We start from the raw sequence: 15,395 nt of genomic DNA, 5'->3' as shown, positions 1-15,395 counted from the left end.
CCTCTACCGGTCACGGGCCCCGTCGGCGGGTCAGCGGCCCCAGCGGAGCGCGGCCGTCCGCACGGGCGCGTCCCACAGGCGCAGCAGCTCCTCGTCGACCTGGCACAGCGTCACCGAACAGCCTGCCATGTCGAGCGACGTCACGTAGTTCCCCACGAGCGTACGAGCCACCGGGACACCCCGCTCGGACAGCGCACGATGGACCTCGGCATTGAAGCCGTACAGCTCCAGCAGCGGGGTGGCCCCCATGCCGTTGACCAGCGCCAGCACCGGGCCGGTGGGCCGCAGGTCCTCCAGGATCGCGTTCACTGCGAAGTCGGCGATCTCCCCGGACGTCATCATCGGGCGCCGCTCACGCCCCGGCTCCCCATGGATGCCGATGCCCAACTCCAGCTCGCCGGCGGGCAGGTCGAAGGTGGGGCTGCCCTTCGCCGGAGTCGTGACGGCGCCGAGCGCCACCCCGAAGCTGCGCGAGGCTCCGTTCACCTGCCGCGCGACCGCGGCCACCCGATCCAGCGGAGCCCCCTCGTCCGCCAGCGCTCCGGCGATCTTCTCGACGAACAGCGTCGCTCCCGTACCGCGCCGCCCGGCGGTGAACGTACTGTCGCTCACGGCCACGTCGTCGTCCACCACCACCTGGGCGACCTGGAGCCCCTCGTCCTCGGCGAGCTCGGCGGCCATCTCGAAGTTCAGCACGTCACCCGTGTAGTTCTTGACGACGAACAGCACCCCCGCCCCACTGTCGACGGCCGCTGCCGCCCGCACCATCTGGTCCGGCACGGGGGAGGTGAACACCTCCCCGGGACAGGCGGCCGACAGCATCCCGGGCCCGACGAACCCGGCATGCAGCGGCTCATGCCCGGAACCGCCCCCGGAGACGAGCCCCACCTTCCCCGCCACGGGCGCGTCCCGCCGGGCGACGACCCGGTTCTCCACATCGACGGTGAGCTCGGGATGCGCGGCCGCGATGCCGCGCAGAGCATCGGCGACGACGGTCTCGGGAACGTTGATGAGCATTTTCATACCGGTCTCCTGGTGTGCGTGGCGGAGGGCTTGTGGGCCTGCGTCCTTCCAGGTGGGGAAGGGGGTGGCCAGTTCCTGACCAGTCGTCACGTCGTGGGGGCGATGCTTCTTGGCGTTGCCGGGTGGCTGCGGGTGCTCCAACGTGATGATGTCAATGTGGCGTGCGCGATGCCACCGCAAAGGCGGGCCGCGAAGATCCCGGACTCAAGACGTCCGACCCCGAGTCCGCCGGGTGGGTGGGGACTGGCTGGACGTGGCGCGACGCCGCTCGTCCCGGTGCCGGAGAGCGCGCACGCGCCGCTCGGCCGGTCGAAACCGATGCGTCGTGGCGCGGCCGAGCCTCCGAAAGGGTGAATCGACCGGCGAATCCGGCGTGCCCCGGGGGTGGAGGTCGCACGCTGCGGAGTGGGACGGCCGGTGCCGCAGCCGCCGTGGGGTGCGCGGCGGCGGGCGAGGGGGGAGTGGCGGTGGAATCAGCCAAGGGCGGGCCGCGGGTGCCGTTGCGGGACTGGGCGCGCTATCGGTTCGACCGCACACTGGCCCGTTCCACCGGGACCCTGATGGGCTGGCTGGTGATCACCTGCCTGGCCGTCGTCGTCCCGGTCAGCCTGCTGCTGGTGTGGACGGACCCGGGATCGCCCACCTCTCTCTCGGAGCGGCTGATCGCGGCTTGGCGGATCAGCGCGGAGACGTTGCGCCTGGGCGCGTCCACCGGTACGCCCCTGCGCATGGTGCTCTCCGCGGTGCTCGGGCTGGTCGCGCTGCTCTGTGTGTCGACTCTCGTCGGGGTGATCACGACCGGACTGGCCGACCGCATGGCGGAGTTGAGCAGGGGGCGGTCCACGGTCCTGGAGCGGGGGCACGTCCTGGTGCTCGGCTGGTCGGACCAGGTGACCACCGTGGTGGGCGAACTGATCGCCGCGCAGGACCCACGGCGGCCGCGCGCCATCGTCCTGCTGGCCGACCGGGACAAGGCGGAGATGGAGGAGGCGCTGGCCGCGAGGAGCGGCCAAACCGCCCGCAAGCGGATCGTCTGCCGCAGTGGTCCCGCCAGTGACCCCGACGTTCTGGCCCTGGTCAGCCCGCGGTCGGCGAGCACCGTGGTGGTGCTGCCGGCGGCGGGACCGACGGCAGACGCCGAGGTGCTGCGCATCCTGCTGGCCCTGCGAGCCGTCCTGGGTGGGGGCGCCGACGGGCCGCCGGTGCTCGCCGCGGTCCGTGACGACCGGTACCGGGCGCCTGCCCGTCTGGCCGCGGGCCCCCTCGGAACGGTCCTGGAGGCCGACACGGTCACGGCCCGGTTGATCGCCCAGTGCGTCGGCCGTCCCGGCCTCTCCCTTGTCCTGCGTGACCTCCTCGACTTCGCGGGCGACGAGTTCCACCTCACCGACGCCGCCGCGTTCCACCACCGCCCCTTCGGGGCGACTCTGCTGTACCACCCCAACTCCTGCGTGGTGGGACTGCTCACGCCCGAGGGCCGTACGCTGCTGAACCCGACCGCCGACACCCTCGTCCTGCCCGGGAGCCGCCTGATCGTGCTGGCCCGCGACGCCGGCAGCACCCGCGTCGAGGACTGCCGGCACCTCGTCGACGCCTCGGTGATCGCCACCGCTCGGCCCGAGCCGGCCGGCCCCACCCGGCTGCTGCTGCTCGGCTGGAACCGCCGGGCCCCCTTGGTCCTGGAGCAGTTACGCAGCACGGCCCGCCCCGGCTCCGTCGTGGACGTGGTCGCCGACAGCGCCGTACCCGGGCCCAGGGAACCGGAGGGCGGCGGGGCGGCCCGGCCGGATGTGCGGTTTCGCTCCCTTCCCCTGTCGCGGCCCGAGATTCTCCTCGAACTCGACCTCGATCCGTATGACGGAGTGATCGTCCTGGGGCCGGACCGGGAAGAGGGCCCCGACCACCCGGACGACTGGACTCTGGTCACCCTGCTGACCGTGCGGCTGCTGGAACAGCGAACGGGACGCGAGACACGTGTCGTCACCGAACTCGTCGATGACCGCAACCGGCCTCTGGCACCGGTGAACAGCGGCTCCGACGTCATCGTCAGCGGGATGCTGGTCGGTCTTCTCATGGCTCAGATCACCCAGAACCGGCATCTGGCCCCCGTCTTCGAGGAACTGTTCGCCGCGGAGGGCAACAACGTCTGTCTGCGGCCGGCCGACGCGTACATCCGTGCGGGTGCCGAGGCCACGTTCGCCGACGTCGTCGCCGCCGCACGGGAGCGGGGTGAATGCGCGATCGGCTACCGGTGGCGGGACGTCGCCCGCACCGGGCCCGCCGACCACGGCGTCAGACTCAACCCGCCGAAAAGCGAGCGACGCGTCTGGGACGCCGAGGACCAGATCGTGGTGGTCGCCACGGACCGCCCTCACCTGCCCTCGGTCACCGGCGGGCCGGAAGAATCCACTTCCGCGGGCTGCGGAGGCCGGGCTGGGCCCCCCTTCCGAAGGGACTGTGGTGACCGAGGTGGCGACCCTGCCGGACGCCCTCCGGACCCAGGAGGCCGAGCGGGGCCTGGCTGACCAGGGCCACGGATCACCGGTCGAGCCGTGGCGGCCGGCCGGCCCAGCGCGCTTGACCCGCGTTCCTCTCCGCTCAGCGCCGGGTGGAGACCGGGAACGAGTCGTCACCGACCGGTTGCCAGCGGTGCCCGGCTGGGCGCCGGGGCACTCGACGGCACGAATCGAGGCGGTTGTGTTTGAGACCACCGATCGGGGACAGGAGCGGCCTCGGCGTGCTTTGGCAGAAAGGCACACACTCGCGGGAGCGGCAATGGGCCGGCGTGAGGTGTTGCTTGTCGATGCCCTCCCGTGTTGTCCACGAACAGCAGTCATCGGGAGAAGCTCATGCAGACCACAACGCTGCGCCCTCGGCTCCACGCCACGCCGGAACACGGCGAAGCCGCCGCTCCTGCCGGGCTTCCACGGATCGAGGACGCGCGGAAGATCACGCCGAAGGACGCGCGGGCGCTGGGGAGCTTGTTCTTCGAGCAGTTGCAGGTGCTGGAAGAGGGCACGCAGGAGTACCAGTACGCGCGGAACACGCTGATCGAGATGAACCTCTCGCTGGTGCACTTCGCGGCGAAGCGATTCCGCAACCGTGGCAGCGGTGAGATGGAAGACATCATCCAGGTGGGCACGATCGGGCTGATCAAAGCGATCGACCGGTTCGAGCTCAGCCGGGAGGTCGAGTTCACTTCGTTCGCCATTCCTTACATCGTCGGGGAGATCAAGCGGTTCTTCCGCGACTCCACCTGGGCTGTCCACGTGCCCCGTCGTCTGCAGGAACTGCGCGTGACCCTCGCCAAGTCCCGCGAGGCTCTCGCCGGCCGTCTCGACCGCGAGCCCACGGTCGCCGAACTGGCCCGTCATCTCGATCTCAGCGAGGAAGAGGTCATCGAGGGCCTCATAGCCGCCAACGGCTACACAGCGGGCTCCCTCGACCTGCCCGTCGGGGCAGATCAGAACAGCGCCGAGACGGTCACCTACGGCGACATCAAGGGTGATGTCGACCCGGCCATGGAACTGGTCGAAGACCTTCACACCCTGGCTCCGCTGCTGGAGCAACTGGAAGAACGGGACCGCGAGATCATCGCGATGCGGTTCGGCCAGGAGATGACCCAGGCCCAGATCGGCGAGCGCCTCGGCATCTCACAGATGCATGTCTCCCGGTTGCTGACCCGGATCCTCACGAAGCTCCGCAAGGACATGCTCACCCAGAGCTGACAGCACGCGATGACCAGCCGGACGCTGCTCCCGAACTGCGCGGTCCCCGCCAGGTGCTCACTCGGTTCGGGTGAAGGTTGAAGCGGCTCCGGTAATGCCGGGACCGTAGCGGGAAGCGGCCCTGTCGAGGGCCGCTTCCAGGCGGCGGAGCCTGTCGTCGCGCTGGTCGAGGGTGAGTTGGTGGACGGTTTCCTCGGCGGGCCGGAGGCGTTCCGCGCGCAGGGCGAGGGCGCGTACGCGGGCGCGCTGGAGGCCGAGGCCGGTCAGAAGTTCGCGGGCCGTGGCGGCCAGGGCGGGGGTGTGCGCGGTCGGTTCGGTGAGGCTGCGGGTGCGTAGGGTCTGGGTTCGGTCCGCGTAGGTGACGGTGAGGGTGAGCGCCTGGGCGATCTCACCGCTCGTACGCAGTCGGCCGCCGAGGTCCTGGACCAGGCCGAGGACCGCGCGGTGGTGCTGGTCGGGGTCGAGTTCGTCGCGGTCGAAGCGGCGCGCGGCGCTCATGGTCCTGGGCGCCGCGCCCGGGACGACGGGGCGCTCATCGGTCCCGTGGGCCCGGTCGTGGGCCAGGCGGGCGGCTGCGGTGCCGAGGATGCGCTGGAGGGTGGGGAGCCGGGTGTCGGCGATGTCGCCGACGGTCCTGATGCCGTAGCGGGCGAGGGTGCGGGCGGTCTTGGGTCCGATGCCGGGCAGGGCGGAGGCCGGTTTGGTGCGCAGGAACGCGGCGATCTCGTACGGGTCGTCGCGGACCACGGTGGCCGAGCCCGGCGGGGTGAGGTCCGCGGCCATGGCCGCGATCGAGCGGGTGGGCCCGGCGCCGGCCGAGCACTGCACGCCGTGGAGGGCGAGCAGGCGCAGCCGGACCACCGCGATCAGGCCTTCGGCGTCGCGGCCCCAGTAGGTCAGGGCGCCGCTGAGGTCCACGTAAGCGGACCAGTCGGCGGGCAGGGGTTCGACGCGGGAGCTGATGCCGTCGACGACGGCGAGCAGCTGCCCGTACAGCTCCTCGGACCGCTCGGCGGGGTGGAAGTGGATCCGCAGGATCGCGCGCGGTCTCGGCCTGGTGCTGCTGTTCATCCGGCGCTCCCGGGGCTTCGGTGGCCGAAGCGGGTGAGGTCGGCCGAGCGGGTTCCGGCGGGCTGGAGGTCGCTCCAGGGGTGCAGGCGGGCGCCCGCGGTGCCGTCGGGGATGGTCCGCCCGGGCGTGGGCTGGGCGGGCGTCGGCGCGGGTGCCCGGCCCAGGAGGTCGAGAACAGCCTGCGGCCCGTGGGTGGCGCGAGCGGTTGCGAGTTCGTCAAGGTCCCAGGCCATCTCGCCGACGACCGTGCGCCGGGGCCCGCGGGCTTCGACCGTGCCCCGGACGAGGAGCAGGCCGTGGTGGAAGACCGTGTGGGCGCAGCGCTCGTGGGAGTCCTCGAAGAAGGCCAGGTCGACGAGACCGCTGCCGTCTTCGAGGGTGACGAAGATGATCCGCTTCCCCGAGGCGATCGGCGGGGTCTGGGTGGAGGCGCGGACGCCGGCGACCAGGACACGCTGCCCGGGGTGCATCGCGCGCAGGTGCTGCGCGTCGGTGGCGCCGATCTCGCGCAGCAGCCGGTGGTGGTCCTCCATGAGGTGCCGGGACACGTCGATCTTGAGGACGCCGAGCTCGGCGTCCAGCCGTTCGCGGGCGGTCATCTCCCGCAGCCCGGACGGTCCGGTGGCGTGCGGGGTGGTGGCGAGCGGCAGCTGCCCGGTGGTGGGGCGGGTGCGGGCCTGGCGGTGGAGCTCGGCCGCCTGCAGCAGCAGGTCCCGCCGGGACGCCTCGCCCTTGACCTGGTCGAGGGCGCCGACGCTGATGAGGCGCTCGACGGTGGGGAGCTTGGGATGCGCGCGGGCGTAGAAGTCCTGCAGAGAGGTGTAGGGCCGGCCCTCGGCGATCCGGGCGACCTCGTCGTCGGAGATGCCGTGCACCGTGGCCAGGGAGATCCGCACCCCCCACCCCGTTCCGGTCCGCTCGACCGCGTACTGCGCCTTCGAGGCGTTGATGTCGACGGGCAGGACGGGGACGCCGTGGCGGCGGGCGTCGGCGACGATGACCCGGGCCGGCCACATGCCCGGGTCGTGCTCCAGCAGCCCGGCGTACAGAGCGGCCGGGTGGTGGGCCTTGAGCCAGGCGGACTGCAGCGCGGGCACGGCGAAAGCCACGGCATGGGCCCGGCAGAACCCGTACGCGCCGAACGAGGCCACGACATCCCAGACCTCGTCCAGCACCGGCGGGCTGTACCCGCGGGCGCCCGCCTGCCGGCGGAACCACGCCTCGACCTTCGGCAGCCGTTGCTGGTCGCTGAGGGCCCGGCGTGCCACTTCGCCGAGGGCCCGGTCGCAGCCGGTCATGACGGCGAGGATGTCGATGATCTGCTCGTGCCAGATCGTCACCCCGTAGGTGTCGCGCAGGACCGGCTCCAGGTCCGGGTGCGGGTATGCGGGGGCGGCGCCGTGCCGGGCGGCGATGTAGAGGGCGGGCATGCCGCCCTGGACCGGGCCCGGACGGAACAGGCTGATGTCGGCGATGACGTCCTGCGGGTCGCGGGGCTGGAGCCGGCCGACCAGGTCCTGCTGGCCGGGGGACTCCAGCTGGAACATGCCGACGGTGTCCGAGGCCTGGATGAGGGCGAAGGCGAACCGGTCGTCGAGGGGGACGTGGTCGGGGTTGTCGAGGTCGACGACCCTGCCGGTGGTGCGGCGGATCTCCGTGACGGCGTGCGCCATCGCCGACTGCATCCGCACCCCCAGGACGTCGAGCTTGAGGAGGCCCAGGTCTTCGACGTCCTCCTTGTCGGCCTGGAGCATCGGGTACTCGCCCCCGGGGGTGGGCTGCACCGGCAGCCGGTCCAGGAGGGTCGTGTTGGAGAGGATCACTCCGCACGGGTGCATCGCGATCCCGCGCGGCAGCGCATCCAGTCCTTCGGCGAGCTCCCACAGCGGCCCGTACCGCCCGGCCTCGGCCGCGAGCTGCCGCAGCTCCGGCAGCTCGGAGAGGGCGGAGCGGATGTCGCAGGCCCGGATGTGCGGGAAGGACTTCGCGATCCGGTCCACGGTGGCGGGCGCGATCCCGAGCGCGAGGCCGGTGTCCCGCAGGGCGTGCCGGGCCCGGTAGGTCTCGGGCATCCCGGCGACCGCGACCCGCTCCCGCCCGAAGCGTTCGATGATCTTGTCGTACACCTCCAGCCGGCGCGCGGACTCCACGTCGATGTCGATGTCCGGCAGCGAGGAGCGCCGCTCGGACAGGAAGCGTTCGAAGAGGAGGTTGTGTTCCAGCGGGTTCGCGGTGGCGACGAACAGGCTGTGGTTGACCATGGACCCGGCTCCGGAGCCGCGGGCGGCGACCCGGATGCCCATGTCCCGCACGTCGGCGACGACTTGCGCCACGGCGAGGAAGTACGGCTCGTAGTGCAGGCGGCCGATCACGCCCAGCTCGTGGTCGAGCCGGTCCATCGACCGCCGGTCCCGGTCGAGACCACGGGCGGCCATGCCACTCTCGCACCGCTGCCGCAGCAGCCGCATCGCCCCGCCCGCCCCCGTTTCGGCGCCGACCACGGTCGGTTCGGGGAAGTGCGGCACGCCGAGCCCCAGGTCCTTCACCGGGTCGACCTCGCAGGCATCCGCCACGGCCACGGTGTCGGTGAGCAGCTGCGCGGCGCGTGCCCGGCCGGCCCCGGCGCAGGCGGCGACCCGCTCGGCGATCTCGGTCATCGCGGGCCCGTCCTTGAGCCACCGCTCCCCGCAGTCGAGCCGCCGTCGGTCGATGGGCCGCAGGAGCCGGGCGGCGTCCAGCACGTCTGCGACCCGGTGCTGGGACCGGTCGGCATACCGTACGGCGTTGGTCAGCACGGCGGGGATGCCGAGGCGATCGGCGAGCGCCAGGGTGTGCGCGGCCAGGCGGACCGATCCCGGGCCGGTGCCGGACAGCCCCCAGCACACGATCTCCAGCCGCAGCCCGTCACCGATGGCCGCCTGCCACGGAACCAGGAGCCGCTCGGCGGTGTCCGGGCGGCCACCGGCGAGCGCCCGCAGCGGCTCCGAAGCCGGGCCGAGCAGCACCGACAGCCCCTCGCCCGCGTACCGGTCGAGCACCTCCCGCGAAGCTGTCGGCGGCGTACCCGTCGCGAAGGCCTCGGCGTGCACGGCGGACACCATGCGGCACAGCTGCGCCCACCCTGCCGCGTTCCGGGCCAGGAACGTTGCCCGGAACGGTGCCTCCGCCACGTGCGCGCCGCCGCGCACCGGGTTACGGCGTCGGGCCTCGGCCGACGGCACAAGGGGAGCGATACCGAGATCGACACCGAACACCGGCTTCACACCGGCGGCCGTGGCGGCCTTCGCGAAGCGCACCGTGCCGGTGACCATGTCGCGGTCGGTCAGCGCCAGCACCCCGATTCCGCGGTCGGACGCCCGCGCGACGAGTTCACGGGGGTGCGAGGCGCCGTAGCGGGCCGAAAACCCACTGCTGACATGCAAGTGAGGAACACTTCCTCGCATGGCAACCTCCGCCCATAACCCCCTCAAACGTGATTTAACGACCTCACTACACTCGACTGTATCGAACATTAATTCGAACACGCGAGTTTGAGCCATCGGGATTTCAGCCAGCAGGTCGTGTGGCTGAGCACTGAATCTGGCCATCGCGCCCTGAGTACCAGCCCGCCGGCCCAGAGGCACGAAGCAGCAGCCCGGGGGCCGGCCGGCCGGGCATTCTCAGACCAGGTCGCCGGGGGTGAGGTCGGGGCGCAGCCGGTGCCAGGAAGGATGACGCAGGCGTCCGGCACGGGTGCGTGAGGTGTACCGGACCTCGCCGACGAGGTGGGGGAGTACCCATCGGGCTCCGGCGACCGGCGGGACCTGCGCGAAAGGGCAGGTCCCGGTGGCCGCGAGCTGCAGGAGTTCAGCCAGGCGGGTGCGTTCGGCTTCGCTCCAGCCGGTGCCGACGCTGCCCGCGTAGCGCAGCAGCCCGTCGCGCCGCTCGCCGACCAGAACCGCTCCGGGCAGACCGGTCAGTCGGCCGCGCCCGGGTACCCACCCGCCGATCACGACGTCGGCGAGACGGTGGACCTTGACCTTCACCCAGGTTTTCGAGCGCGCCCCCGGTTCGTACCGGGAGGTGAGCCGTTTCGCGATCAGCCCCTCCAGTCCGGCGTCCCGGGCCATCTCCCATGCCTGGGCCCCGTGCCCGGTGATCGCCGCGGGCGTCGACCAAGCGGGCCCGGCCAGTCCGAGACCTTCCAGCAGCGCCCGCCGTTCCGCGTACGGCAGTCCGGTCAGGAGCCGGCCGTCGAGGTGCACGACGTCGAAGAGCATCAGGTGCGCGGGGACCCGGGCCGCCACGCGGGCGGCCTTGGCGGGCGAACCGACGAGGCCCATTCTCTGCTGGAGGCGCTCGAAGTCGCTACGGCCCTGATCGTCCAGCGCGACGACCTCCCCGTCCAGCACGGCACTCCGCGCGCCGAGGGCGTCGGCGAGGGGGAGGACTTCGGGGTAAGCGGCGGTGATGTCCGTACCCGATCGTGCGCGCAGGAGGATCGTGCCGTCGCCCGGCAGGTAGACCATGGCCCGCTGGCCGTCCTGCTTCACTTCGAACGCCCACCTGTCCTCCACCCCCGCCGACGGCAGCGGGCCGGGCGTTGCGAGCATCGGCTCGATCCTCGGCAGTACGGCACCCGCAGCTGCGGGATGAGGGTCAGGAGGCACTGCGCTTCTTCGCGGCCGTCTTCTTCGCAGGCTTCTTCGACGCCGTGGACTTCTTCTTCGCGGCCGTCTTCTTCGCAGCTGTCTTCCGTGCGGTCTTCTTCGACGGCCGCATCTCGTGCACGGTGGCGTCCCTGCCGTCTTCCCCACGGGACTCCTGGGCCGCCTTGACGGAGGCGTTCAGGGCGGCCATCAGATCGACGACCTCGCCCTTCTCCTGCTTCCCGTCCTCGGTCGGGGCCGGGAGGGGCTTGCCCTCCGCCTTCGCCGCGATGATGTCCTCCAGGGCCTCGCGGTACTCGTCGTGGAAGCCGGACAGGTCCGCGATCGTCATCCGCTCGGCCAGCTGGAGGGCCTGCTCGATCTCCTCCTCGCCGACTTCGACCTCGCGCGGGGCGAGCTCGTCGGGGCTGCGGACCTCGTCGGGCCACTTCATGGAGTGCAGCACGATCGCGCCTTCGCGGATCCGCAGCAGGCCGAGGCGCTCCCGGCCGTGCCACGCGAACTTCGCCACCGCGACCTTCGAGGACCGCTCCAGGGCCTTGCGCAGCAGGGTGTAGGGCTTGGCGGCGACCTGTCCGTCAGCGGCGAGGTAGTAGGAGTCGCTGATGCGGACCGGGTCGATGGTGTCGGCGTCGACGAACGCGGCGATCTCGATCGCCTTCGCCGTCGGCAGCGGCATCTGTTCGAGTTCCTCGTCGGTCACCGGGACCGTCTGGCCCTTCGCGATCTCGTAACCCTTGCCGATCTCGTCCTGGGACACGACCTGGTCGTCCAGCTCGCAGACCTTCCGCGTCCGCACCCGCCCCATGTCCGTGAGGTGCACCCGGTGGAAGTGGACATCGTGGTCCTCCGTCGCGGACACGATCTTCACGGGGATCGTGACCAGCCCGAAGCTGATGGCACCCGCCCACAACGGTCGCGGCATCTCTTCCACCTCCAGGGCTCCTGCGCCGCGCGGCGCAGGAAGGGCCCGGAACGCCCGGTCGGAAGCGCCGGGCCGGCTCTTCCTCGTACTCCTGATCCTCACGCGGGGCAGAGGAGCCCGCATCTCCACCCCAGCGCCGCTACCCGGCGGACCGGCCCGGCTCGGATGGAGCAGCACGGCCCTGAGCGCCCCCCCGCGCACACCGTTCTTGCCCCGCAGTTCTCCGAGGCCCCGGCGGGACGCGCCAGGACGCGCCCCGCCGGGGCAGTTATCGGCGGTGGATCACGCGCTCCGGGCCTCGTCGACGGTGGGGTAGACGCGCAGGAAGGCATCCGCGCCGACGACGGCGAGCAGGCGCTCTATCGTCTCGGAGGGGGCGGCGATGCGCAGGTCGGTGCGGTGGTGGGTGGCGATGAGGAGCCTGAGGAACATGGAGTCGGCGAAGGTGATGCCGCCGGCGTCGAGGATGACGCCGGTGTGATGGGCCAGGGCTGTTTCGATCTGCGCTTCCAGGGGTGGGAGGGAGTCCAGATCGAATTCGCCGCGAGGCGCTATGACGGCCAGTGGTGCGCTGCTCTGTCTGTGTTCAGGGGTCGACATGGAGGTGAGTATTCCCTGCCGCGAGATGTCGTCAGGTGCCAGGGGCATACCCGCTGCTGTTGTGCGCGGCCGGAGGGCCGGTGATGTCCAGGCGGTGCTGGAAGGATGCGCTCGTAGGGGAAAGGCCCTCGGGGCCCGGCACGCGAGGGGATACGCATCCCCCTCGGCGGCAGCGCACCGGGAGGCCGCCCGACCGCAGGGCCCACCGGGCACCGCACAGCCGCATCGCTCATCCGTGACACGGCCGTGCGGCCCGGCGGCCGACAGAGGACAGGTCAGACGGTGCCACGCCAGCCGCCGGTCTCAGCACCGCGCGACTCGATGAACTCCTTGAACCGCTTCAGGTCTCCGGTGGCCTGGCGCTTGACGAAACCGAGCTTGTCGCCGACGTTCTCGGCCAAGCCTTCGGGGTCGTAGTCGAGCTGCAGCATGACCTTGGTGGTGGCGTCGTCGATGTGGTGGAAGGTGACGACACCGGCCTGCTTGGCCTCGCCGCCGACGCTGGTCCAGGCGACCCGCTCGTCAGGGATCTGCTCGGTGATCTCCGCGTCGAACTCCCGCTCGACACCGGCGATCTTCGTCTTCCAGTGGGTCAGGGTCGGCGTACGCTGCTCGATCCGCTCGACCCCCTCCATGAACCGGGGGAAGCTCTCGAACTGCGTCCACTGGTTGTAGGCGGCGCTGACGGGGACGCTGACCTCGATGGACTCCTCGACCTGGGACACGGCGCTTGCTCCTTTGTGTGTGTGGGGGCGGTGTCCCTCTGCGGTGCCCGCGATCACGTCCGGCATGCCTCGAAAAGACCCCGACCGCCGTCGCCGGGGGCCTGCCCGCCAGCGCACAGGTCGCCGCCGTCGGTGACATGACGGGGAACGGCCGCCCGGACGCCGTCGTCAACGCGAGCAACAAGCTCTGGCTGTACGCGAACGGCTGGAGCACGCCCGGTCCCCCGCCGTCGCGGCGCCGGTGGAGATCGGCAGCGCCGGCTGGGCCCCGATGACCATCACCGCGCCCGGCGACGCCGATCGCGACGGCTCCCCGGACCTCCTCGTCCGGGACACGCGCGACGGGATCCTCTACCCGACCGGCCCCTGGTAGCGGGTGCCGCCGACGCGAACCTCGCCAAACGCGCCGACATGTGGACGACCGCCGGTGACGGCACGCGGTCGGTCAACCCGCTACGGCACCAGGGCTGCCATCGGTTTCAGCGCCCGGCTACCGCGAACGCCAGCAGCGATTCGCCGGTCGTCTCCGGCGCTTCGAACATGGGGAGGTGTCCGACGTCGGGCAGCTGCTCGACGCGTGGGGTCGCCACCGTGTCGTAGTGGTGTACCGAAGACGGATCCCAGCGGTGATCGGCAGCGCCGAAGATCACCAGGACGGGGACGTCGAGGGCGGCGAGGCGCTCGGGGACGCTCCGCTCGGCGATGTACGCGGTGTTTCGGCGCAGCACCGTCCTGAACGTCCGATAGTCGATGCCCCAGACCTCGGCGACCAGGTCGTCCGGGATCTCCACCGGGCGGTTGCACACCGCGCTCATCCCCTTGCGGAGCATCGTGTCCGAACGGATCGGCCGGAGGAGCGGGCCCAGCGGCGGGGCCATCAGCGCCCTGAGGACGACTGGCTGCGGGAGGAGCGCGTCGGGACTCGGACCGCTGCTGATCAGTGCGAGCGAACCGACCAGGTCAGGGCGTTGTTCGGCAAGCGCGGTGGCGACGTATCCACCGCTGGAGTGCCCGACCGCGGTGACCGGAGGAAGGGCGAGCCCGTCGAGTACCGCGGCCACGGGTTCCCGGCAGCACCTCACCCCACACCTCGCCGCGCACACGTGGCGGACCGGCCGGGCGGCATCCACGCGGTACCGGCACCGCGGAATGCCCCTGAACGCAAGGGCGCCGGGGCTCCCCGTCCCAGGTCCTCGGCCGTCGGCGTCATCCGTTTGAACGCGCGCACAGGGGTACACGGCGCCCGGACCCCACCGACCCGCGCGCCGACAGCCGTTGCGTGTCCGGGGCCGCCCTGCCGACACACGACGCGGAGGATGAACCCGGACGTGCACATAACCACCGAGGGCGCGGTGTACGCATGCCTCGGCATCGGAGCGCTTCTTGCGGCGGCTCTGCCCCGGCTGCTCTCCCGGCTGCCGGTGTCCGTGCCGATCGTCTTCCTCGCCGCCGGGGTGGTCCTCCAGCTGACACCGCTGCCGCTGCCCACGGTCGACCCGGTCGCCGACCGCATCTGGGTCCACCACCTCACCGAATTCTGCGTGATCGTCTCGCTGATGGGAGCGGGCCTGGCCATCAACCGCCCCTTCGGATGGCGTTCCTGGGCCGCGACCTGGCGGCTCCTCGGGCTGGCGATGCCGCTGACGATCGGGGCGACGGCGCTGGCCGCCTGGGCACTGCTCGACTGGCCGGTGTCCGTGGCACTCCTGGTCGCCGCGGTCCTCGCGCCGACAGACCCCGTCCTCGCCTCCGAGGTGCGCGTGGGGGAGCCGTCCGCCGAGAAGGAGGACGAGGACGAGGTCCGCTTCGCGCTGACGAGCGAGGCCGGACTCAACGACGGCCTCGCCTTCCCGTTCGTCCTCGCGGCCCTCGCCCTGGCCGCCGCCGGGAACAGCTGGACCGGCGGCTGGATGGCGCACTGGGTCTGGAGCGACGTGCTCATCCGGATCACCGTGGGCGTGACGGCGGGCCTCGCCATCGGCTTCCTGCTGGGCCGGCTGCTCTTCCGGTCCCGGGCGAAACCCCTGCGGCTCGCCGAGCAGGGCGAGGGCTTCGTGGCTCTGGCGGCGACCTTCCTGGCCTACGGCTTCACCGAGGCGCTGCACGGCTACGGCTTCCTCGCGGTCTTCGTCACCGCGTGCGCCCTGCGCAGGGCGGAGCACAGCCACGGCTATCACCGGGTGATGCACGCTTTCGTCGACCAGATCGAGCGCCTGCTGATGGCCCTGCTCCTGTTCGCCGTGGGCGCCTATGTGGCCTCGGGCGGTCTGGCCGCGCTCACCTGGAAGGGCGCGGCGGTCGGGGTACTGCTGCACCTCCTCATACGCCCGGTCTCCGGCCGGCTCGCCCAACTGCGGGGCCCGGGCCGCCCGAACGAACGCGCGGCCATCGCCTGCTTCGGGATCCGGGGCATCGGTTCGCTCTTCTACCTCGCCTACGCCTGCGGGGAGGGCGAGTTCGGCGTGCACGAGGAGGAGATGTGGGCGGTCGTCGTCTTCGCCGTCGTGATCTCCGTGGTGGTCCACGGAGCTGCCGCGGCCCCGGTCACCTCCTACCTCGACCGTCGCTCGGCCCGGGCCTCCTGACCCCTTGCGCGCGGAGCGTCGCCGCCGCGCCGATGGGCGTCCCTCGTCGAGGTGGGGAGCGCGGCATGGCAGGCGGTCAGGAGGGCGTG

12 protein-coding genes are annotated in these 15,395 nt (G+C 71.8%); 4 read left to right on the top strand and 8 right to left on the bottom strand.

Features of this window, described 5'->3' with window-relative positions; genetic code table 11:
• Nucleotides 1-30: 30 nt before the first annotated feature.
• Entirely contained in the window at nt 31-1,023 is a 993-nt protein-coding gene (dhaK, locus tag RNL97_RS02095; RefSeq protein ID WP_030587028.1) for a dihydroxyacetone kinase subunit DhaK, read from the bottom strand.
• A gap of 467 nt (nt 1,024-1,490) precedes the next feature.
• Between dhaK and RNL97_RS02090 the strand changes: the two genes are divergently transcribed.
• On the top strand, nt 1,491-3,548 hold the full coding sequence (locus RNL97_RS02090; protein ID WP_243313096.1) for a CASTOR/POLLUX-related putative ion channel: 2,058 nt from the start codon (nt 1,491-1,493) through the stop codon (nt 3,546-3,548).
• Between the two features lie 324 nt (nt 3,549-3,872).
• Complete coding sequence (locus RNL97_RS02085) at nt 3,873-4,751, top strand: RNA polymerase sigma factor SigF (RefSeq protein ID WP_030587022.1); 879 nt, start codon at nt 3,873-3,875, stop codon at nt 4,749-4,751.
• Between the two features lie 57 nt (nt 4,752-4,808).
• On the opposite strand, the gene RNL97_RS02080 is transcribed toward RNL97_RS02085, so the two are convergent.
• The 6 genes from RNL97_RS02080 to RNL97_RS02055 form a co-directional block, all read right to left on the bottom strand.
• A complete protein-coding gene (locus RNL97_RS02080) occupies nt 4,809-5,822 on the bottom strand; it encodes a DNA polymerase Y family protein (protein WP_030587019.1) in 1,014 nt (337 codons plus the stop codon).
• Nucleotides 5,819-9,265 (bottom strand): DNA polymerase III subunit alpha, encoded by a 3,447-nt coding sequence (locus tag RNL97_RS02075; RefSeq protein WP_243313092.1) that lies wholly within the window; start codon nt 9,263-9,265, stop codon nt 5,819-5,821. Before RNL97_RS02075 ends, RNL97_RS02080 begins: the two co-directional genes overlap by 4 nt.
• A 216-nt stretch (nt 9,266-9,481) precedes the next feature.
• Nucleotides 9,482-10,414 (bottom strand): non-homologous end-joining DNA ligase, encoded by a 933-nt coding sequence (ligD, locus tag RNL97_RS02070; protein WP_030587013.1) that lies wholly within the window; start codon nt 10,412-10,414, stop codon nt 9,482-9,484.
• A 46-nt stretch (nt 10,415-10,460) separates the two neighbouring features.
• Complete coding sequence (gene ku, locus RNL97_RS02065; RefSeq protein ID WP_030587010.1) at nt 10,461-11,396, bottom strand: non-homologous end joining protein Ku; 936 nt, start codon at nt 11,394-11,396, stop codon at nt 10,461-10,463.
• A gap of 282 nt (nt 11,397-11,678) precedes the next feature.
• Entirely contained in the window at nt 11,679-11,996 is a 318-nt protein-coding gene (locus RNL97_RS02060) for an STAS domain-containing protein (protein ID WP_234313441.1), read from the bottom strand.
• A 275-nt stretch (nt 11,997-12,271) separates the two neighbouring features.
• Nucleotides 12,272-12,721 carry an SRPBCC family protein gene (locus RNL97_RS02055; RefSeq protein ID WP_030587005.1) on the bottom strand — a complete coding sequence of 150 codons (450 nt, stop codon included), beginning with the start codon at nt 12,719-12,721 and terminating at the stop codon, nt 12,272-12,274.
• A gap of 241 nt (nt 12,722-12,962) precedes the next feature.
• Here RNL97_RS02055 and RNL97_RS02050 point away from each other — a divergent pair, with 241 nt between their 5' ends.
• Nucleotides 12,963-13,094: a hypothetical protein gene (locus RNL97_RS02050; RefSeq protein WP_267882067.1), complete on the top strand. Its 132-nt coding sequence runs from the start codon at nt 12,963-12,965 to the stop codon at nt 13,092-13,094.
• Between the two features lie 106 nt (nt 13,095-13,200).
• Here RNL97_RS02050 and RNL97_RS02045 read toward each other — a convergent pair whose 3' ends face one another.
• A complete protein-coding gene (locus RNL97_RS02045) occupies nt 13,201-14,025 on the bottom strand; it encodes an alpha/beta fold hydrolase (RefSeq protein ID WP_390334321.1) in 825 nt (274 codons plus the stop codon).
• A gap of 24 nt (nt 14,026-14,049) precedes the next feature.
• On the opposite strand from RNL97_RS02045, the gene RNL97_RS02040 reads away from it, so the two are divergent.
• Nucleotides 14,050-15,306, top strand: coding sequence for a cation:proton antiporter (locus RNL97_RS02040; protein ID WP_032766060.1), 1,257 nt, complete (start codon nt 14,050-14,052; stop codon nt 15,304-15,306).
• The last annotated feature ends 89 nt before the right edge of the window (nt 15,307-15,395 follow it).

Origin of the sequence: Streptomyces parvus (assembly GCF_032121415.1) — a bacterium.
In the GTDB taxonomy this organism is placed as follows: Bacteria; Actinomycetota; Actinomycetes; order Streptomycetales; family Streptomycetaceae; genus Streptomyces; species Streptomyces globisporus_A.
The sequence above is the reverse complement of the archived record's forward strand: the minus strand, read 5'-3'. Positions and strand labels throughout refer to the sequence as shown.

Coding starts and splice junctions, on each gene's coding strand:
- dhaK (WP_030587028.1), bottom strand. CDS start 1,023: ATGAAAATGCTCATCAACGTTCCCGAGACCGTCGTCGCCGATGCTCTG.
- RNL97_RS02085 (WP_030587022.1), top strand. CDS start 3,873: ATGCAGACCACAACGCTGCGCCCTCGGCTCCACGCCACGCCGGAACAC.
- RNL97_RS02080 (WP_030587019.1), bottom strand. CDS start 5,822: ATGAACAGCAGCACCAGGCCGAGACCGCGCGCGATCCTGCGGATCCAC.
- RNL97_RS02075 (WP_243313092.1), bottom strand. CDS start 9,265: ATGCGAGGAAGTGTTCCTCACTTGCATGTCAGCAGTGGGTTTTCGGCC.
- ligD (WP_030587013.1), bottom strand. CDS start 10,414: ATGCTCGCAACGCCCGGCCCGCTGCCGTCGGCGGGGGTGGAGGACAGG.
- ku (WP_030587010.1), bottom strand. CDS start 11,396: ATGCCGCGACCGTTGTGGGCGGGTGCCATCAGCTTCGGGCTGGTCACG.
- RNL97_RS02060 (WP_234313441.1), bottom strand. CDS start 11,996: ATGTCGACCCCTGAACACAGACAGAGCAGCGCACCACTGGCCGTCATA.